Annotated in this window: 19 protein-coding genes; 15 read left to right on the top strand and 4 right to left on the bottom strand. The window is 63.5% G+C overall.

Annotation, left to right across the window (positions count from 1 at the left end; translation table 11 throughout):
• Positions 1 to 25 precede the first annotated feature (25 nt).
• From GNF76_RS05310 to GNF76_RS05295, 4 genes are read right to left on the bottom strand one after another with little or no spacing between them, the layout of a single operon-like run.
• Entirely contained in the window at positions 26 to 1,273 is a 1,248-nt protein-coding gene (locus tag GNF76_RS05310; RefSeq protein WP_155582125.1) for a phosphopentomutase, read from the bottom strand.
• Complete coding sequence (gene deoA, locus GNF76_RS05305; protein ID WP_155582124.1) at positions 1,270 to 2,577, bottom strand: thymidine phosphorylase; 1,308 nt, start codon at positions 2,575 to 2,577, stop codon at positions 1,270 to 1,272. Before deoA ends, GNF76_RS05310 begins: the two co-directional genes overlap by 4 nt.
• Positions 2,578 to 2,587: 10 nt before the next feature.
• Positions 2,588 to 3,853: a NupC/NupG family nucleoside CNT transporter gene (locus GNF76_RS05300; protein WP_155582123.1), complete on the bottom strand. Its 1,266-nt coding sequence runs from the start codon at positions 3,851 to 3,853 to the stop codon at positions 2,588 to 2,590.
• A 54-nt stretch (positions 3,854 to 3,907) separates the two neighbouring features.
• Positions 3,908 to 4,306 carry a cytidine deaminase gene (locus GNF76_RS05295; protein WP_155582122.1) on the bottom strand — a complete coding sequence of 133 codons (399 nt, stop codon included), beginning with the start codon at positions 4,304 to 4,306 and terminating at the stop codon, positions 3,908 to 3,910.
• A gap of 461 nt (positions 4,307 to 4,767) precedes the next feature.
• On the opposite strand from GNF76_RS05295, the gene GNF76_RS05290 reads away from it, so the two are divergent.
• The 15 genes from GNF76_RS05290 to GNF76_RS05220 are packed head-to-tail and all read left to right on the top strand — an operon-like array spanning position 4,768 to position 17,929.
• On the top strand, positions 4,768 to 5,604 hold the full coding sequence (locus tag GNF76_RS05290; protein WP_246211873.1) for an ABC transporter ATP-binding protein: 837 nt from the start codon (positions 4,768 to 4,770) through the stop codon (positions 5,602 to 5,604).
• 38 nt (positions 5,605 to 5,642) lie between these two features.
• A complete protein-coding gene (locus tag GNF76_RS05285) occupies positions 5,643 to 6,635 on the top strand; it encodes an ABC transporter substrate-binding protein (protein ID WP_155582120.1) in 993 nt (330 codons plus the stop codon).
• A gap of 28 nt (positions 6,636 to 6,663) precedes the next feature.
• Positions 6,664 to 7,440 carry an ABC transporter permease gene (locus tag GNF76_RS05280; protein WP_155582119.1) on the top strand — a complete coding sequence of 259 codons (777 nt, stop codon included), beginning with the start codon at positions 6,664 to 6,666 and terminating at the stop codon, positions 7,438 to 7,440.
• Entirely contained in the window at positions 7,437 to 8,204 is a 768-nt protein-coding gene (locus GNF76_RS05275) for an SDR family oxidoreductase (RefSeq protein ID WP_155582118.1), read from the top strand. Before GNF76_RS05280 ends, GNF76_RS05275 begins: the two co-directional genes overlap by 4 nt.
• A 13-nt stretch (positions 8,205 to 8,217) precedes the next feature.
• Positions 8,218 to 8,757: a cupin domain-containing protein gene (locus GNF76_RS05270; protein WP_155582117.1), complete on the top strand. Its 540-nt coding sequence runs from the start codon at positions 8,218 to 8,220 to the stop codon at positions 8,755 to 8,757.
• Between the two features lie 4 nt (positions 8,758 to 8,761).
• The gene (locus GNF76_RS05265) at positions 8,762 to 9,637 is read left to right on the top strand and encodes an alpha/beta fold hydrolase (protein WP_155582116.1); all 876 of its coding nucleotides are present in this window, start codon (positions 8,762 to 8,764) and stop codon (positions 9,635 to 9,637) included.
• Complete coding sequence (locus tag GNF76_RS05260; RefSeq protein ID WP_155582115.1) at positions 9,634 to 10,467, top strand: IclR family transcriptional regulator; 834 nt, start codon at positions 9,634 to 9,636, stop codon at positions 10,465 to 10,467. Before GNF76_RS05265 ends, GNF76_RS05260 begins: the two co-directional genes overlap by 4 nt.
• A 1-nt stretch (position 10,468) precedes the next feature.
• Positions 10,469 to 11,266, top strand: a complete 798-nt coding sequence (locus tag GNF76_RS05255) for an SDR family oxidoreductase (RefSeq protein ID WP_155582114.1) — start codon at positions 10,469 to 10,471, stop codon at positions 11,264 to 11,266.
• Entirely contained in the window at positions 11,259 to 12,941 is a 1,683-nt protein-coding gene (locus GNF76_RS05250; protein WP_155582113.1) for a thiamine pyrophosphate-binding protein, read from the top strand. The genes GNF76_RS05255 and GNF76_RS05250 overlap by 8 nt, the downstream gene beginning before the upstream one ends.
• A 10-nt stretch (positions 12,942 to 12,951) precedes the next feature.
• Positions 12,952 to 13,755 carry an aspartate dehydrogenase gene (locus tag GNF76_RS05245; RefSeq protein ID WP_155582112.1) on the top strand — a complete coding sequence of 268 codons (804 nt, stop codon included), beginning with the start codon at positions 12,952 to 12,954 and terminating at the stop codon, positions 13,753 to 13,755.
• A 10-nt stretch (positions 13,756 to 13,765) separates the two neighbouring features.
• On the top strand, positions 13,766 to 15,262 hold the full coding sequence (locus tag GNF76_RS05240) for an aldehyde dehydrogenase (RefSeq protein WP_155582111.1): 1,497 nt from the start codon (positions 13,766 to 13,768) through the stop codon (positions 15,260 to 15,262).
• Positions 15,259 to 16,224 carry a VOC family protein gene (locus GNF76_RS05235; RefSeq protein WP_155582110.1) on the top strand — a complete coding sequence of 322 codons (966 nt, stop codon included), beginning with the start codon at positions 15,259 to 15,261 and terminating at the stop codon, positions 16,222 to 16,224. Before GNF76_RS05240 ends, GNF76_RS05235 begins: the two co-directional genes overlap by 4 nt.
• 13 nt (positions 16,225 to 16,237) lie before the next feature.
• Entirely contained in the window at positions 16,238 to 17,380 is a 1,143-nt protein-coding gene (locus tag GNF76_RS05230) for an FAD-dependent monooxygenase (protein WP_155582109.1), read from the top strand.
• Between the two features lie 2 nt (positions 17,381 to 17,382).
• Entirely contained in the window at positions 17,383 to 17,700 is a 318-nt protein-coding gene (locus GNF76_RS05225; protein ID WP_155582108.1) for a hypothetical protein, read from the top strand.
• 1 nt (position 17,701) lies between these two features.
• Positions 17,702 to 17,929 (top strand): recombinase-like helix-turn-helix domain-containing protein, encoded by a 228-nt coding sequence (locus tag GNF76_RS05220; protein ID WP_155582107.1) that lies wholly within the window; start codon positions 17,702 to 17,704, stop codon positions 17,927 to 17,929.
• The last annotated feature ends 16 nt before the right edge of the window (positions 17,930 to 17,945 follow it).

The raw sequence follows: 17,945 nt of genomic DNA, 5'->3' as shown, positions 1-17,945 counted from the left end.
CTCGGCAGCGGCTACAGAGTCAGGTTTATCCTTGCTGCGATGGCAGGCAGTCCCGCATCAGAAAAGAGGCCCCCCACGCCAACGGCGCCAATCCCAAATGCGCAGCCAGTGTCTGGCCGATATCGGCAAAGCTGCCCCGCTCGCCCAACCATCCGGCCGCCACACCGGCCCCATAGGCCAATACAGGCACATGCTCGCGGGTGTGATCGCTGCCGGGACGCGACGGGTCGCAACCGTGGTCGGCGCTGATGATCAACAACGTCTGTGGGCCCATCAACGCCAACAGTTCCGGCAGCCTGCGGTCGAAGGCCTCCAGCGCGGCAGCGTATCCGGCCAGGTCCCGACGGTGCCCGTAGAGCATGTCGAAGTCGACGAAGTTGGCGAACACCAGGCTGTTGTCTGGCGCCTCCCGGCAGGCCTTGAGCGTGGCATCGAACAGCGCATCGTTACCGTGCGCCTTGTACAGACGGCTGATGCCGCGGTGGGCGAAAATATCGCCGATCTTGCCAACGGCATGCACGGTGCCGCCGGCTTCGCACAGACGATCCAGCAGCGTGGCCGAGGGCGGCGGTACGGTGTAGTCGCGGCGGTTGCCGGTGCGGCGAAACTCACCCGCACGCTCCCCGGTGAACGGTCGGGCAATCACCCGTCCGACCGTGTATGCATCGCACAATTTGCGCGCGATCTCGCACACCCGATACAGCGCCTCAAGCCCGAAGTGACTTTCGTGGGCGGCGATCTGCAGCACGCTGTCGGCCGAGGTGTAGCAAATCGGCTGCCCGCTGCGGATGTGCGCCTCGCCCAACTCGTCCAGCACGGTGGTGCCCGAGGCATGGCAATTGCCCAGGATACCCGGCAACCCAGCCTGCTCAATCAGATCAGCCAATAACTGCGGCGGAAAGGAATCGACCGGCTGTTCGAAATAACCCCAGTCGAACAACACCGGCACGCCCATCATTTCCCAGTGCCCGGACGGCGTGTCTTTGCCTGAGGATTGTTCCCGTGCATGACCGAAGGCACCGATCGGCGCAGCCTCCCCCCAGTAACCCGGCAACGGCCCCTCGCCACTGGCCGCCGCTGCGGCACCCAACCCCAACCGACCCAGGTTCGGTAATGACAGTGGCCCCTTGCGCTGCGGCCCATCGGCCTCGCCACGGGCACACGCCTCGGCGATATGGCGCAAGGTATCGGCGCCGGTATCACCAAACAGGGCAGCGTCGGCACTCGCACCGATGCCCAGAGAGTCCAGCACCAACACGATGGCTTTGTTCATAGGATGTCCTGGATCAAGGCGCGTGCGGCAAGGCTTTCGCCGCCCAAGCGATAGGCTGCGCGCAAGGCGGATGCGCCCTGCTCGGCCTGCTCTGGAGTGCGCGCGTGCACCCAACCCAGGGGCCGTTGCGCGTTCACCTGCTCACCGACAAACGCCAACTCGCTGAAGCCCACGGACAGGTCCAGCACGTCATCCGGATGACTGCGTCCACCGCCCAGCGCCACCACCGCCAAGCCCACTGCCCGAGTGTCGATCTCGGTGACGTGCCCCGCTTCCTCGGACCACACCGGCACCGACACGGCGGCCTTGGGCAAATGCTCGCTTGGGTTGCGGGTAAAGTCCTGCGGGCCGCCCAGGGCGCTGACCATCTGCGCGAATCGCTGCAGGGCCGCCCCGCTCTGCCAGGCGTGATGCAGTTGATCACGCGCCTGGGCGTCATCGCTCGCCAGGCCGGCCATCGTCAGTACCTGAGTAGCCAGTGCCAGGGTGACCGCCCACAGGCGCTCACTGCGCACCTCGCCCTTGAGCAAGGCCACCGCTTCGGCAACCTCCAAGGCATTGCCGGCACTGCGCGCCAGCGGCTGGTTCATGTCGGTGATCAGGGCGCGGGTGTTGACCCCGGCACCGTTGGCCACTGCAACGATACTGGCCGCCAGTTCCCGAGCCTGCTCAGGCTCGGCCATGAACGCGCCGTTGCCGGTCTTCACGTCCATGATCAAGACGTCGAGGCCGGCGGCGAGTTTCTTGCCGAGGATCGACGCGGTGATCAGGTCGATCGACTCCACTGAGCCGGTCACGTCGCGGATCACGTACAAGCGCTTGTCCGCCGGCGCGAGGTTGGCGGTCTGGCCGATGATGGCGCAACCGACCTCGGCCACCACCGCGCGCAGCCGCTCGGGGCTGGGTTGGCAGTCGTAGCCAGGGATGCTCTCGAGCTTGTCCAGGGTGCCGCCGGTATGCCCCAGGCCGCGCCCGGAAATCATCGGCACGTAACAGCCGCAGGCCGCCAGCAAAGGCGCCAGCAGCAGGCTGATCAGGTCGCCGACGCCGCCCGTGGAATGCTTGTCCACGATTGGTCCCGGCAGTTCCCAGCTCAGCACCTGGCCGGAGTCACGCATTGCCTCGGTCAGAGCGATGCGCTCGGCCACGTCCATGCCCTTGATAAACACCGCCATGGCGAACGCCGCCACCTGCCCATCGCTCAGACTGCCGTCGGCAATGCCGGCGACAAACCGTTGAATGTCAGCCGCCGCCAGGGCGTGCCCGTCGCGTTTACGGCGAATCACTTCTTGTGGCAACCACATACCGCACTCCTTACAGCGAAATGAAAAAGCCGACGATGGCCGCACTCATCAGGTTAGAGAGTGTGCCGCCGATCATGGCCCGCAAGCCCAGCCGCGCCAGTTCGTGACGACGCTGCGGGGCGATACCCGTCAGGCCGCCCAGTTGAATGGCGATCGAGGACAGATTGGCAAAGCCACACAGGGCAAAGGTGACGATCACTTGAGTGTGGACCGACAACAGCGGCACACCGGCTTCGGCGGCCTTGGCCGGGGTCAGGTAGTTAGAGAGGTCGGCATAGGCGACGAACTCATTGAGCACCAGTTTTTCACCGATGAAACCACCCGCCATGACTGCCTCGTGCCACGGCACCCCGAGCAGAAAGGCGATAGGAGCCAGCACGTGCCCGAGGACCAGTTGCAAGGTCAACTGCGGATAGCCAAACCAGTTGCCCGCCCAACCCAGCAGCCCGTTGAACAGGGCAATCAAGGCGATAAACGCCAGCAACATGGCACCCACGGACAAGGCCAGGCGCAAGCCGACCTGAGCCCCTTCGGCGGCGGCGTCGATGATATTCGCGGGGCGATGCTCGCCCTGGTTCAGCTCCTCGATCACCTGTTCGGTGCGGGCCGATTCAGTTTCCGGTTCCATGAGTTTGGCCATCAGCAACGCCCCCGGCGCCGACATGAAACACGCCGCGATCAAGTACTTGAGCTCCACCCCAAGCCCGGCATAACCCAACAGTACGGAGCCGGCCACTGCCGCGAAACCACCGACCATCACCGCGAATAACTCGGAGCGCGTCAGCTTGGCAATGAACGGCCGTACCACCAATGGCACCTCCGACTGGCCGATGAAAATCGCCGACGTCACCACCATCGACTCTACGCGACTGGTGCCCAGCAACAGGCGCAGGGCGCCGCCCACCAGGCGTATGACCCAGCCCATCACGCCGATGTAATACAGCACCGAGATAAAGCTGCCGAAGAACACAATCATCGGCAGCACCCTGATGGCGAACACAAACCCGCCATTGCCGAACACCTCGAACATATGCGGCGAACTCAGGCCACCGAAGAGAAACTCGATGCCCTTGTTGGCGTAGAGCTGCAGCGATGCCACCGCATTAGATAAGGAGGCCAGCACCGTCTGGCCCCACGGCACGTACAACGCGAAGGCGCCGATCAACACCTGGATCACAAACGCCACTGAAACCGTGCGCCAGTTGATCGAGCGTCGTTGGTGGGATAAAGCAATGGCAATGGCAATAAGTGTCGCTATTCCGACAAGACTGATCATGCAGGCGCCTCAACAGTGGACCACGCGAATGCAGGCCCGAAGGCCTGCCCAGGATTACAAAGCGTCGAAGGCGCCCGGTAGCAATTGCTCCAGGGTCCAGATACGCGTGGCAGCCGGGTCATTGCCCTGGCAGATCACCACCGCATCCTTGGCCATCAACTCCAGCATCACCTGGCGGCAGGCACCGCAAGGGCTTATCAGTGAAACGTTGGGTGCGTAGACAGCCATGACCTTGAAGCTTCCCGGCGCATGGCCCTGACTGATAGCACTGAATAAGGCGCTGCGCTCGGCACAATTGGTCAGCCCGTAAGAGATGTTCTCCACGTTGCAGCCCTGTACCACTTCGCCGTCGGCGGTCAGCAACGCCGCACCGACGGGAAAATGGGAGTACGGCGAATAGGTGCACTCAGCAGCACGCTTCGCTTGCTCCATCAAACGCTCTTCAATAGTCATTCACAGTGCCATCCCTTTTTTTGCGGGTACGACCAGGCAGGTCGTGCCGCTATTATTTTGGTATTTAAATAACATTTTCTGTGAATATTCAATCTTTTTTAAGCAGAAGTGAACAAAGGTAACTGCCGGACACTCCCCTCGCCTCCAACACGCATATTTATCGCCCGCAACATCACTGGAAGCCTCCATCGGTTTCACCCATAAAACGTCAACCTTCGCCGCGCGTTACTTCGTGAGGCACGTCGCGGTGAAATGCAGTGCCGATGTGCATTTTCGTGCCAGATAAGAAACCTTGTTTCATATGCGAAACATCAATACCTGTTACGAATACTTACAACCTATTAATAAATAAGCACTTTCCAACAAAATCACTTCAATAAAAACACCTGGCATTGTTCATGCACTAAACGATGTATCACCTATAAAACAGACCAGAGACCCCTCCCATGGCTGTGAATGAGATGTACGCCGTCGCCCCACAATGGAATAAGCCTGTTCACAAGGAAGAGCTGGAGCCGACCGAAATTGAGTTTCGTAATGTCGGTAAATGTTTCCCGGCCAAAGGAAAGTCCGAGGCCCCTTTCGCCATACGCGAGGTGAATTTCAAGATTCGTCGCGGTGAAGTGGTGTCGATCATTGGCCCATCGGGTTGCGGCAAGAGCACCATCCTTAATATGGGCTCGGGTCTGTATCGCCCCAGTGAAGGTGAAGTGTTTGTCGGCGGTGAAGCGGTCACCGGCCCCGTACGCAAAGTCGCGTTCATGCTGCAAAAAGACCTGCTGATGCCGTGGCGCAGCATTCGCCGTAACGTCGAGCTGGGTCTGGAGATTCAGGGCGTCGCTCGGGCCAAGCGCGAGGCCGTGGCGAAAGAACTGCTGGACCGCTGCCATCTGCAGGGCTTCGCCGACCACTATCCCTTCCAATTGTCCGGCGGCATGCGCCAGCGTGCGGCACTGGCCCGCACCCTGGCGATTGATCCGCAGGTGCTGTTTCTCGATGAGCCGTTTTCGGCCCTCGATGCCCAGACCAAGATGATCCTGCAACAGGACATGGCGCGGATGCTGTTCGATGAAAAGAAGACCGCACTGTTTATCACCCACGACTTGATCGAAGGCATCGCCATGTCCGACCGGTTGCTGGTCATGAGCGCCCGCCCCGGCACCATCATCGAAGAAATCACCATTGACCTGCCGTTTCGCGACAACCCGCTGGAGCGCCGCAAGCTGCCGGAAATCGGCCCGCTGGTAGGCCGCCTGATGGAGTTGCTGCAAGTAGGCGCCGACACCGAACTGCACTGATCACCGCCCCGATGCCCTTAACTGATTCCGGAGTGCCCATGCTCACGTCTCTGTTTCAACGCTTCTGCGTGCTCGGTCTTGGCCTCGGCCTGGCCGCCGGCGTCCAGGCGCAACCGACTGATGTCACCTACCTGCTGCCGGCGCCGCCCAACTCGCCGGCCTTTGCGCCCTGGATCATTGCCAAGGAAAAAGGCTACTACGCCGCCCAGGACCTGAACCTGACGTTCATTGCCGCCAAGGGCGGCGTCGACGTGGCCAAGCAGATCGGCGCCGGCAATGCCTTGCTCGGCGGTGCGATTGGCGACACGCCAATCGTGGTCCGGGCCAATGGCATTCCAGTGCGCGCCGTGGCGGTGCTGGGAGCCGGCGGCGTGACGATGATTGCCACCAACGCCGGCGACAACATCAACACCGTCAGCGACCTCAAGGGCAAGACCATGACGGTGATGTCCTATTCCGACACCACTTACTACGCCCTGCTTGCCACCCTGCGCAAAGCCGGGCTGAGCAAGACCGACGTCAACATCCAGGCCGCGGGCCCCGCCGGGGTCTGGCAGTTGTTCTCGGCCAACAAGGCCCAGGCCATGGCGGGGGTACCGGACTGGGTGGTCAATGCCCAGGAGGCCGGACTGAACCTCAAGCTGATTCCCCAGGAGCAGATTTTCGAAAGCATGGCCCAGGCGATCCTCGCTTCCGATGACGCGATCAAAAACCACCCACAAGTAGTGCGTGGCGTGGTCCAGGCCACCTTGCAAGGCATGCGCGACATCATTGCCGACCCGCGCGCCGCCGCCGTGACCTTCGCCAAGGCCGTTCCGGCGTATGCCGGCAAGGAAGACTCCCTGGAGAAGGTGTTCACGCTTTACGTCGAGCACGTTTACGCCAACCAGAGCGTGCTCGGCCACATCGACCCGGCTCGCCTGGACAAGGTCCGCCAGTTCTACGTCAGCGAAGGCATCGTCAGCCAGGAACCCAAGCTCGACGAGCTCTACACCAACCAGTTCGTCGACCCGCCGATGGCTGCGCAATGACGGCCTGTGACCACAAGGTAATGACACGATGAAAAACCTTAATACCTCGATGCTCGGCAGCGCTGTGCTGTTGATGCTGTTCCTGGCGCTCTGGCAATGGGGCCCGGGACTGCTGGGCATGCCCGAATTCGTCATGCCGGAACTGAGCCGCGTGGCCCAGGAAAGCCTGGTGATGTGGCACACCGGCGGCCTGCTGGAGCACACCCTGATCACGGCGCTGGAGATCATCGTCGGCTTCGGCCTGGGCGCCCTGCTGGGCGTGGTGATTGGCGTTTCGCTCGGCTTATCGCCGGCGGCCGAGGCCATGTTGTCGCCGTACATCCTGGCCTTGCAGATCGCGCCGAAGGTGGCCTTCGCGCCGCTGTTCGTGATGTGGCTGGGCTACACCATCTACCCAAAAATCCTGATCGCCATCCTGATCGTGTTTTTCCCGGTGATGATCAACGTGCTGTCGGCGATCCGTACCGTTGACCCCGACATGATCAACCTGGTGCGCACCATGAACGCCAGCCGCTGGCAGATCTTTCGCCTGGTGGAGTTCCCTTCGGCCATGGCCGCGCTGTTCTCCGGCTTGCGCATCGCGTCAACCCTGGCAGTGATCGGCGTCACCGTCGGTGAACTGGTGGGCGGCAATCAGGGCCTGGGCTTCCTGCTGGTGGACGCCGAAGGCCAAGGCAACACCGCAGGCGTGTTCGTCGCCATCGTCATGCTCACCCTGATCGGCGTGATTGCCTACGGCGCCGTGGTCTGGGCCGAAAAACGCGTGCTGCACTACATGCCCAAAGCCATGTTGAGTACCCAATGATGACGAACCTCAATCGTTTACTCGAAGGTCGCCGGGTACTGGTCACCGGCGGTGCTCGCGGCCTGGGTTATGCCTTCGCCCACGCCATCGGCCACGCCGGTGCACGGGTGGTGATTGCCGACGTGCTGGCCGAGCGCGTGCAACAGGCCGCTGCCGAGTTGCAGGGCCAGGGCCTGGATGTTCAAGCCGTGACGGTTGACCTCGCACAGCCCGCCTCCATCGACGCCTGTGTCAGTGAAACCCTGCGGGTGCTCGGTGGGCTGGATGGACTGGTCAACAATGCCTCGATCACCAATTCCGGCGGCAAAAGCTGCGAAGAGTTGAGCCTCGATACCTGGGACCAGGTCATGCAAGTCAACGTGCGCGGTACCTGGCTGATGACCACCGCCTGCCTGCCAGCCCTGCGCGCCAGCGGCCACGGGGCCATCGTCAACCTGGCCTCCGACACGCCGCTGTGGGGCGCGCCGAACCTGCTGGCTTACGTCGCCAGCAAGGGCGCGATCATCGCCATGACCCGCAGCCTGGCCCGCGAACTGGGGGCCGACAACATCACCGTCAACGCCATCGCGCCCGGCCTGGTATTGGTGGAAGCCACCGCCTACGTGCCTGAAGCACGCCACCGCTTGTACAACGACCAGCGCGCCCTGCAGCGCCCGCAACTGCCCGAAGACGTCAGCGGCGCGGTGCTGTTTGCGCTGTCCGACCTTGCCCGCTTTATCACTGGACAAACCCTGCCGGTCAACGGCGGGTTCGTCATGCCTTGATCTGGAGACTGCCATGACCGACCTATCTGCTTCGCAAGACACCCCGAAAACCTGGGAACGCCCCTCCGGCGCGAGCCTGGAGAGCTGGATGAGCACCCGCATCGCGCGCTACGAGACGCGTAAATACGACTGGGATGCCTTGAAGTTCCAGGCCGACTACGACCCCAAGTTCCGCCGCGCGCAAATGCGCTACATCGGCACGGGCGGCACCGGGGTAAGCACCGACATGAACACCATCCCATCGGAGCACTTCACCTTTTCCACCATGGTGATTCCGGCCGGCCACGAGGGGCCGCCGCACCTGCACACCGACGTCGAAGAAGTGTTCTTCGTGCTGCGGGGCAAACTCAAGGTGGTGATCGAGAAGGACGGCGAACGCTTTGAAACCATCCTCACCGACCGCGACGTGATCTCCGTACCGCCAGGCGTCTACCGCGAAGAAATCAACATCGGCGATGAAGACGCGCTGATGTGCGTGATGCTCGGGGCGAAAAAGCCCGTCACCCCGACTTACCCGCCAGAGCACCCTCTGGCCTCGATCAAGCGCGGATAAGCCGATGTTACCCAGCGTCGATCACCTGCCATTGACCGCGGACCTCGAGGCCCGCCTGGTCGCCGATTTTCCTCAGCGCACGCTGAAGATCGACGGCGGCCGGCAGGCCCTGCGCGAATGCGGCAGTGGCCCGGCCATCGTCTTGCTCCACGGCATCGGCTCGGGCGCAGCCTCCTGGTTGCAGGTGGCGCAACAATTGGCCCCCGGCGCTCGGGTGATCGCCTGGGATGCCCCAGGCTATGGCGACTCCACGCCGCTGGAAGACTCGTCACCGAAGGCTGCGGCCTATGCCCAACGCCTTTTGCAATTGCTCGACGGCCTGCACATCGAGCACTGCGTGCTGGTCGGCCATTCCCTGGGCGCCCTGACCGCCGTGGCGTTTGCCCGGCTGTATGCCAACCGGGTCAGTCGCCTGGTGCTGATCAGTCCGGCCCGTGGCTACGGCGATCCGTCCCGCAGCCAGCAACGCCAGGAGGTGCGCACCAAACGCCTGCGGTCGCTGGAACAGGTGGGTATCCAGGGCAACGCCGAGCAACGCAGCGCCCATATGGTGTCCGCAAAGGCCTCGCCACAGGCGCTGGCGTGGGTGCGCTGGAACATGGCGCGGCTCAACCCCGATGGTTATCGCCAGGCCATCGAGCTGCTGTGCGGCGACGACCTGCTGCGCCACACCCCGCTGTCGATGCCGTGTGAAGTGCATTGCGGGCAGGACGACGGCATTACCCCGCCGGAGGGCTGCCTGCCGCTGGCCAAGGCCCTGGGCGCGTCCTTCAGCCTGATCCCCGACGCCGGGCACGCCAGCCCCATCGAACAACCGCTGGTGGTTGCAGGCCGCCTGGCCTTTGCCATCAAAGAATCCCTGACAGGTAGAACCCTATGAACGACTCAGATCTGCTGAAGGATGCTCAGGACAAATACATCGTGCCAGGCCTGGAGCGCGGTCTGCTGCTGCTCTGCGAATTCACCCGGCGCAATCGCACCCTGACCGCACCGGAACTGGCGCGGCGGTTGGCCCTGCCACGCTCGACGATCTTTCGTCTGCTCACCACCCTGGAAACCATGGGTTTCGTCACCCGCAGCGGCAATGAATACCGCCTTGGCATGTCGGTGCTGCGCCTGGGCTTTGAATACCTCGCGTCCCTGGAGCTGACCGAACTGGGTCAACCGTTGCTGGCGCGGCTGTGCGACCGGCTCAACTACCCCAGCAACCTGGTGGTGCGTGACGGGCGTTCGATTGTGTATGTGGCCAAGGTCTCGCCACCGTCGGTGTTCTCCAGTGCGGTCAACGTCGGCACCCGCCTGCCGGCCCACGCCACGGTGCTGGGGCGCATCCTGCTGGAGGACCTGTCCCTGACCGAGCTGCGCGAGTTGTACCCGGAAGAACACCTGGAACAACACTCCGCCTGCACGCCGAAAACCGTGATGGAGCTGTTCGACATGGTTCAAGCCGACCGCCAGCGTGGCTTCGTCAGTGGCGAAGGGTTCTTCGAGTCGGCGATCTCCACCGTCGCCGCACCGGTACGCGACCAGAGTGGGCGCATTGCCGCCGCGCTGGGCGTGACCATCCCCACCACCCAGATCGGCCATGTGAACTTTCAGGAACTGCTGTCGCAAGTGCGACGCAGCGCCGATGAGCTGTCGCGCCTGCTCAACTACAACGGCGGTGCCCACGACGGGCAGCACCGTGTCACCGCACTGATGAGAGATTGAGATGAGCCTTTTTCAACTGCAAGGTCGCACGGCGATCGTCACGGGCGGTTCTTCAGGCATTGGCCTGGCGTGCGTCGAGTTGCTGCTGGAAGCCGGCGCGGCGGTCGCCTTTTGCGGGCGTAACGAAGAACGTCTGCGCAGTGCTGAAGCGCAACTGCGTCAACGCTTCCCCACTGCAAAGCTGCTGGCCGAGGTCTGCAACGTACTCGACGCCCAATCAGTCAAGGCCTTTGCGGCCGCCAGCGAGCGTGCATTGGGCGCCGCCAGCGTGTTGATCAACAACGCCGGTCAAGGCCGCGTTTCAACCTTCCATGACACCAGCGATGACGCCTGGACCGAAGAGCTGAACCTGAAATTCTTCTCGGTGATTCACCCGGTTCGCGCCTTCAAGGCGCAGCTTCAGGGGCAGGCCGACGCGGCCATTGTGTGCGTCAACTCACTGCTGGCCAGCCAGCCTGAGCCGCACATGGTTGCCACCTCCGCCGCCCGTGCCGGGGTGATGAACCTGGTGCGTTCGATGGCCACCGAGTTTGCCCCCGACGGCATCCGGGTCAACGGCATCCTCATCGGCCTGGTGGAGTCCGGCCAATGGCGCCGCCGTTTCGAGGCCCGTGAAGAGCGCGACCTGGACTGGAGTCAATGGACCGCCCAGTTGGCTCACAAAAAACACATTCCCTTGGGGCGCCTGGGCCTGCCGATTGAAGCGGCCCGCGCGATCCTGTTTCTGGCCTCGCCTCTGTCGGCTTACACCACAGGCAGCCATATCGATGTATCCGGAGGCCTGTCCCGCCATGCGTAATGAAAATACTGTCACCGTTGGCGCTGCCATCACTGCCTTTCTTGAGCAGTGCGACGTCAAAGCCGCCTTCGGCGTGATCTCGATCCACAACATGCCGATCCTCGACGCCTTCGCCGTGCGCGGCAATATCCGCTTCGTCATGGCCCGGGGTGAAGCCGGTGCGGCCAACATGGCCGATGCCTATGCCCGCACCACCGGTGGCCTGGGTGTATGCCTGACCTCCACCGGCACCGCTGCCGGCAACGCCGCCGGCGCCCTGGTTGAAGCGCAAACCGCCGGCACGCCGCTGTTGCACATCACCGGGCAGATCGAAACGCCGTACCTGGACCAGGAACTGGCGTACATCCACGAAGCCCGTGACCAATTGAATATGCTCAAGGCCGTGTCGAAAGCCGCGTTTCGGGTGCGCAGTGTCGAGACCGCCATCAGCACCTTGAAGCTCGCGGTGCAGACCGCCCTGACGGCGCCTACCGGGCCGGTCAGCGTCGAGATTCCGATCGACATCCAGTCGGCCTTCATTCCAATGCCCACCGACCTGACGCCTCTGCCGATCCCGGTCGCCGTCCCGCCCCGCGAAGCCCTCGACCTGGTGGCCGAGCGGCTGGCCAGTGCCAAGCGCCCGATGCTCTGGCTCGGCGGTGGCGCACGGCATGCCGGGCATGCGGTCAAGCGCCTGCTGGCGATGGGCGTGGGTGTGATCACCTCGACCCAGGGCCGTGGCGTGGTCAACGAGGACGACGAGCGCTGCCTCGGCGCGTTCTCGCAGAACAAGCGGGTCGAGCAATTCCTGCAAACCTGTGACGCGCTGTTGATCGCCGGCTCCCGCCTGCGCAGTAACGAGACCTTCAAGTACGCGCTGAAATTGCCGCAAAACACCCTGCGCATTGACGCCAACCCGGCGATCGAAGGCCGTAGTTATGCCAGCGAGCTGTTCATCTGCGGTGACGCGGCGTTGGCCCTCGAAGGCCTGGCGGACCGTCTGGAAGGTCGCCTGCAGATCGACCCGAACTTCCTCGATGAACTCAAGGCCGTTCGCGAGCAATCCCGCCGCCAGCTGATTGCTGACCTGGGCCCCTACTCGGCCATGGTCGAGCAGCTGCAAGCCAGCACCGGCCGCAACTTCTCCTGGGTGCGCGACGTAACGTTGTCCAACAGCATCTGGGGCAACCGCCTGCTGACGCTTTACCACCCACGTGCCGGCGTGCACGCCCTGGGCGGCGGCATTGGCCAGGGTCTGTCGATGGGCATTGGCGCGGCCGTGGCCGCCGCTGAAACGGCGCCAGAGCGCAAGGTGTTCGCCCTGGCCGGTGACGGCGGCTTCATTTTGAACCTGGGCGAGCTGGCGACCCTGGTCCAGGAAAAGGCCAACCTGGTGATCCTGCTGATGAACGACCAGCGCTACGGCGTGATTCGCAACATCCAGGACGCGGTCTACGGCAGCCGTCATTGCTACGTCGACCTGCACACCCCGGACTACACCCAACTCGCCGAGTCCATGGGACTGCGCCACGGGTTGGTCACCGACCTCAAGGATTTTGGCCGCGTCGTCGACAGCGCCCTGAGCCAGCCCGGCCCGTTCCTGCTGGAAGTCGACATGCTCAGCGTCGGCAACTTCGCCACCCCGTTCGCCGGCCCGCCCAACAGCGAAACCAAAGCCCAGAAGGCCAACGCCTGAGGATCGCCCCATGCTGCATATCACCATGATTGGCTGCGGCGCGATTGGCGTCGGCGTGCTTGAGCTGTTGGAGAAAGACCCACAGCTGTGCGTCGACTACGTCATCGCCTCCGAGGGTTCCGAAGCCCTGGTCCGCCAGCGGCTGGCCAGCTTCAAGCAGCCGCCGCAGGTGTTGACGGCGTTGCCGGCCGACGCGCGCCCCGACCTGTTGGTCGAGTGCGCCGGCCACCGGGCCATTGAAGAACACGTGCTGCCGGCCCTGGAGCGCGGCATTGCCTGCCTGATTGTCTCGGTCGGCGCACTCTCAGAGGTCGGCCTGGTCGAGCGCCTGGAAGCCGCTGCCGAGCGCGGCCACACCCGTATCGAGCTACTGCCCGGCGCCATTGGCGGGATTGATGCGCTGTCGGCGGCCAAAGTCGGTGGGCTGGACTCGGTCAACTACACCGGTCGCAAACCGGCGCGAGCCTGGAAAAACACCCCCGGCGAGCAGGCCTGCGACCTCGACAGCATCACCGAGGCGACCGTGATTTTTCAGGGCAGCGCTCGCGAAGCGGCGCGGCTGTACCCGAAAAATGCCAACGTCGCCGCCACCTTGTCCCTGGCCGGGATTGGCCTGGATCGCACCCAGGTCACCCTGATTGCCGACCCCCACAGCGACGAGAACGTTCACCACTTTGAAGCCCGGGGCGCCTTTGGCGGTTTTGAGTTGAGCCTGCGGGGCAAACCCCTGCTGGCCAACCCCAAGACCTCGGCGCTGACGGTGTACAGCGTGGTCCGTGCCCTGGGCAACCATGCCCACGCGATTTCCATTTAGGAGCCCGTCGATGACCCTTGAACAGACTTTACCCATCTGCATCGCCGGCAACTGGCGTCTGGGCCGTGGCGAGCGCTACGCCAGCCGCTACCCCGCCACGGGCGAAGCCGTGGCCTGGCTCAATGCCGCCGATGTGCAGGATGTCGAAGACGCCATCCAAGGCGCGCATCAGGCGTTTTTGCACAGCGGTTGGGCCCAGCGCAAACCCCACGAGCGGGCCACTGTGCTGTACCGCATCGCCGGGTTGATTCGCGAGCACGCCGAAGAGTTGGCGCAACTGCAACGCCAGGACAACGGCAAGCCGATCAGCGAAACCCGCGCCCTGGTCGCCAGTGCGGCCGGCACCTTTCAGTTTTTCGCCGCAGCCTGCGAAACCCTGGAAGAAACCATCACCCCCTCACGCGGTGACTTCGTCACCATGAGCGTCTACGAGCCCATGGGCGTGGTGGTGGCGATCACCCCGTGGAACTCGCCGATTGCCAGCGAAGCACAAAAAGTCGCGCCCGCCCTCGCCGCCGGCAATGCGGTGGTGATCAAGCCGGCGGAGATCACCCCGCTGCTGGCCCTGAAACTCGCGCAGCTGTGTGAAGAAGCCGGTCTGCCCAAAGGCCTGATCAGCGTGTTACCCGGCAAAGGCTCGCTGTTGGGCGATGCCCTGACCCGCCATCCCTTGGTCAAGCGCGTGTCGTTTACCGGCGGCACTACCACCGGCAAGCATATCGCCCACATTGCGGCCGACAAGATGATGCCGGTGTCCCTGGAATTGGGCGGCAAGTCACCGACCATCGTGCTCGATGACGCCGACCTCGACCATGCGGTGGCCGGTGTGCTGTACGGCATTTTCAGTTCCTCGGGTGAAGCGTGCATCGCCGGCTCCCGTCTGTTCGTCGCCCGTGCGCTGTACGAACCGTTCATGCAGCGACTGGTCGCCGCCGCCGCCCATTTGCGAGTCGGCGACCCGGCGCGGGAAGACACGCAGATGGGCCCGTTGATCAGCGCCGGGCATCGTGAGTCGGTGGAGCGCTACGTCGCCCTGGGCCTGGCCGAAGGCGGCCGTCTGCGCCTGGGTGGCCAGCGCTTGAGTGGCGAACGCTATGACCAGGGTTACTACTACCCGCCGACCATCCTCGAGGGCCTCAGCAACCACCAGCAAGTGTGCCAGGAAGAGATTTTCGGCCCAGTGCTGGTGGCCATGCCGTTCGACGATGAAGCGCAGTTGCTGGAGCAAGCCAACGACAGCCTCTACGCCCTGGCCGCCGGGATCTGGAGCCGCGACTACAAACGCGCCTGGGCCCTTGGCCGGCGGCTGCAAGCCGGTACGGTGTGGATCAACACCTACAAGCAGTTCTCGATTTCCACGCCCTTCGGCGGCTGGCGCGACAGCGGCCTGGGCCGCGAAAAAGGTCGCCTGGGGATCCTGCAATACATGGAACAAAAGAGCCTCTATTGGGGCATGAACGAACAGCCACTGGCTTGGGCCGGTGTGCCACACGAGGTAGGGCAATGAGCGTTTTAGGCATCGATGAAGTCACCTATGGCGTCGAAGACCTCGACACCTGCGTGCGTTTTTTCAGCGACTGGGGCCTCACGCCCGTCAGCACCCAGGCAGACGAAGTGATCTTCGAAACCCTCAACGGCTGCCGGGTAGTACTCGCCGACCTGCACAAACCGGGGTTGCCAGCGGCGATCGAAGCAGGCTCCACCGTGCGCGAAGTGGTCTGGGGGGTGGAAAGCACCGCCGACCTGGCGCTGTACCGCGAGCGTATTATTCGCGACCCGGGTTTTGTCGAGATAGACGGGCGTATCGGCTGCACGGACCCCAATGGTTTGGCGATCCGCCTGCAAGTGACCCGCAAACGCGAGATCGACATCGAGTGCAGCGGCCACAACACCTGGCAGACCAAAGGCCGGATCAACAAGGCCGCGCCGATCTATGAGCGGGCCACACCGATTGAAGTCGGCCACGTGGTGTTCTTCGTCAAGGACGTGAACGCCTGCGAAGCCTTCTATCACGAACGTTTTGGCTTCCAGGCCTCAGACCGCTACCCGGACCGTGGCGCCTTTTTGCGCACCGCCGAAGAAGGCGGCCACCATGACCTGTTCATGCTGCAACTGCCCGCGCCACGGGCCGGGCTGAACCACGTGGCGTTCACCGTGCGCGATGTGCACGAAGTGTTCGGCGGCGGCATGCACATCTCCCGCAGTGGCTGGGCCACGGAAATCGGCCCGGGGCGTCACCCGGTGTCTTCCGCGTTCTTCTGGTACTTCAAGAACCCCGCCGGCGCGCTGGTGGAGTATTACGCCGACGAAGACCAACTGACCGGCGAGTGGCAGCCACGCACCTTCGAGCCCGGCCCGACGGTGTTCGCCGAATGGGCAATTGCCGGTGGCATCGACGGCAACACCCGACGCCAGCAACACGTCGAGGCGCCGCAAGGCAAGTTCCTCACCGACAAACCGAAACCTTGAGCAGGAGTCGTCCATGTCTTCTCTGAACATTGCGATTGCCGGTGCCGGTATCGGCGGCCTGACCGCCGCTATCGCCCTGCATCGCGCCGGTCACCAGGTCACCGTATTTGAACAATCCAAGGCATTCCTGCGGGTCGGCGCCGACATCAACCTCACGCCTAACGCCGTGCGTGCCCTCGATGGCCTGGGGATCGGTGCGGCGGTGCGCATTCCCGCCGCGCGGCCAACCCACCGCATCAGCCGGATGTGGGACAGCGGTACGGAAACCTCGCGCCTGGAAATGTCCGACGCTGCCGAACAGAAGTACGGTGCGCCGCAACTGACCATTCACCGTGCCGACCTGTTGGCCGCCCTGGCCGAGGTGTTCCCGCGGTCACAGGTGCAGTTTGCCAAACGCGCCGAGTGTGTGGTGCAAGGCGCTGACGGCATCGACCTGCACTTCAAGGATGGCAGCCAGCACCGCTGCGACCTGTTGATCGGTGCCGACGGCATCCACTCAGTGGTGCGCAGTGCGCTATTTGGCGATGAACACCCGCGCTTCACCGGCGTGGTGGCTTACCGTGCGGTGGTGCCGGTGGAGCGTGTGGCCCACGTGCCGAATATCCAGGCGTTCACCAAATGGTGGGGCCCTACCCCACAGAGCCAGATCGTCACCTTCCCGCTGAACCAGGGTAAGGATATTTTCATTTTCGCCACCACCGCCCAGGACAGCTGGCACGACGAGTCCTGGACCCGCGCGGGCGATGCCGAGGAGCTGCGTAGCCACTATCAGGCGTTCCACCCCGACGCCCGGGCCCTGCTGGATGCCTGTACCGAGGTGCTCAAGACCGCGTTGTATGAACGCGACCCGCTGCCCTTCTGGTCCCAAGGCGCAATCACCCTGCTTGGCGATGCCTGCCACCCGATGATGCCGTTCATGGCCCAGGGCGCCGGCCAGGCTATCGAAGACGCCGTGGTGCTTGCCCGTCACGTGCAAGACCTGCAGGACCCGGCCTCGATTGCGGGTGCACTGCTGGCCTATCAACAGGCACGCCTGGAACGCACCAGCCAGATCCAGATCGGCTCGCGAGGCAACCAGTGGCTCAAGGACGGCGGCAATGCCGACTGGGTCTACGGCTACGACGCCTGGACCGTACCCACCGAGCACGCGGCCTGAGCATGAACGAAACCTTGCTGGTCACGGTGCTGCTCAAGCACGACCAATCGAAAAACCTGGAAGACATTCAGGGCCACATGAAGCGACAGGACTGGTGGGAGCGCTTTCCGCCCCAGGGCGTCGAGGTGGTGTCGTGGACCGTGGCCATGGGCCTGGGCCAGATCGTCACCCTGCGCCTGGCGCCCAGCCTGCTGCCCAGCCTCAACGTCGAGCTCGAACGCTCGGCCTGGGGCGTGTTCAGCACTGAAGTTTTCCCTACTTACGACTTTATCCCCGTGCGCGAAATGATCCGCGAACGGGTACGCAACGGAGGTCAATGAGATGAGCACAACCGAACCCTACCTGCAGCCCCATCAGGCGCGCAAACGGCCCAACACCCAGTTCGAAGAATTGTTGGGAGACTCCATCGAGCGGGCCTTTGGCAATGGCGTAACGGAGCTGCCTGCGCTGCTCGCGCACCTGAACCTGGCCGGCCCGCCCTGCCCCCTGACCACCGGAGAGTGGACGCCACAAGCCTATACAACCCTGATGGCCCGGTTGGGCGAATGACCCGACAGAGGTAATG

The organism is Pseudomonas spelaei (assembly GCF_009724245.1).
In the GTDB taxonomy this organism is placed as follows: Bacteria; Pseudomonadota; Gammaproteobacteria; order Pseudomonadales; family Pseudomonadaceae; genus Aquipseudomonas; species Aquipseudomonas spelaei.
Note: the sequence above shows the minus strand (reverse complement) of the source record. Positions and strands in the feature narration are given on the sequence as shown.

Coding starts and splice junctions, on each gene's coding strand:
- GNF76_RS05310 (WP_155582125.1), bottom strand. CDS start 1,273: ATGAACAAAGCCATCGTGTTGGTGCTGGACTCTCTGGGCATCGGTGCG.
- GNF76_RS05265 (WP_155582116.1), top strand. CDS start 8,762: ATGTTACCCAGCGTCGATCACCTGCCATTGACCGCGGACCTCGAGGCC.
- GNF76_RS05270 (WP_155582117.1), top strand. CDS start 8,218: ATGACCGACCTATCTGCTTCGCAAGACACCCCGAAAACCTGGGAACGC.
- GNF76_RS05225 (WP_155582108.1), top strand. CDS start 17,383: ATGAACGAAACCTTGCTGGTCACGGTGCTGCTCAAGCACGACCAATCG.
- GNF76_RS05245 (WP_155582112.1), top strand. CDS start 12,952: ATGCTGCATATCACCATGATTGGCTGCGGCGCGATTGGCGTCGGCGTG.
- GNF76_RS05280 (WP_155582119.1), top strand. CDS start 6,664: ATGAAAAACCTTAATACCTCGATGCTCGGCAGCGCTGTGCTGTTGATG.
- GNF76_RS05240 (WP_155582111.1), top strand. CDS start 13,766: ATGACCCTTGAACAGACTTTACCCATCTGCATCGCCGGCAACTGGCGT.
- GNF76_RS05260 (WP_155582115.1), top strand. CDS start 9,634: ATGAACGACTCAGATCTGCTGAAGGATGCTCAGGACAAATACATCGTG.
- GNF76_RS05250 (WP_155582113.1), top strand. CDS start 11,259: ATGCGTAATGAAAATACTGTCACCGTTGGCGCTGCCATCACTGCCTTT.
- GNF76_RS05230 (WP_155582109.1), top strand. CDS start 16,238: ATGTCTTCTCTGAACATTGCGATTGCCGGTGCCGGTATCGGCGGCCTG.
- GNF76_RS05255 (WP_155582114.1), top strand. CDS start 10,469: ATGAGCCTTTTTCAACTGCAAGGTCGCACGGCGATCGTCACGGGCGGT.
- GNF76_RS05220 (WP_155582107.1), top strand. CDS start 17,702: ATGAGCACAACCGAACCCTACCTGCAGCCCCATCAGGCGCGCAAACGG.
- GNF76_RS05285 (WP_155582120.1), top strand. CDS start 5,643: ATGCTCACGTCTCTGTTTCAACGCTTCTGCGTGCTCGGTCTTGGCCTC.
- GNF76_RS05300 (WP_155582123.1), bottom strand. CDS start 3,853: ATGATCAGTCTTGTCGGAATAGCGACACTTATTGCCATTGCCATTGCT.
- deoA (WP_155582124.1), bottom strand. CDS start 2,577: ATGTGGTTGCCACAAGAAGTGATTCGCCGTAAACGCGACGGGCACGCC.
- GNF76_RS05295 (WP_155582122.1), bottom strand. CDS start 4,306: ATGACTATTGAAGAGCGTTTGATGGAGCAAGCGAAGCGTGCTGCTGAG.
- GNF76_RS05290 (WP_246211873.1), top strand. CDS start 4,768: ATGTACGCCGTCGCCCCACAATGGAATAAGCCTGTTCACAAGGAAGAG.
- GNF76_RS05235 (WP_155582110.1), top strand. CDS start 15,259: ATGAGCGTTTTAGGCATCGATGAAGTCACCTATGGCGTCGAAGACCTC.
- GNF76_RS05275 (WP_155582118.1), top strand. CDS start 7,437: ATGATGACGAACCTCAATCGTTTACTCGAAGGTCGCCGGGTACTGGTC.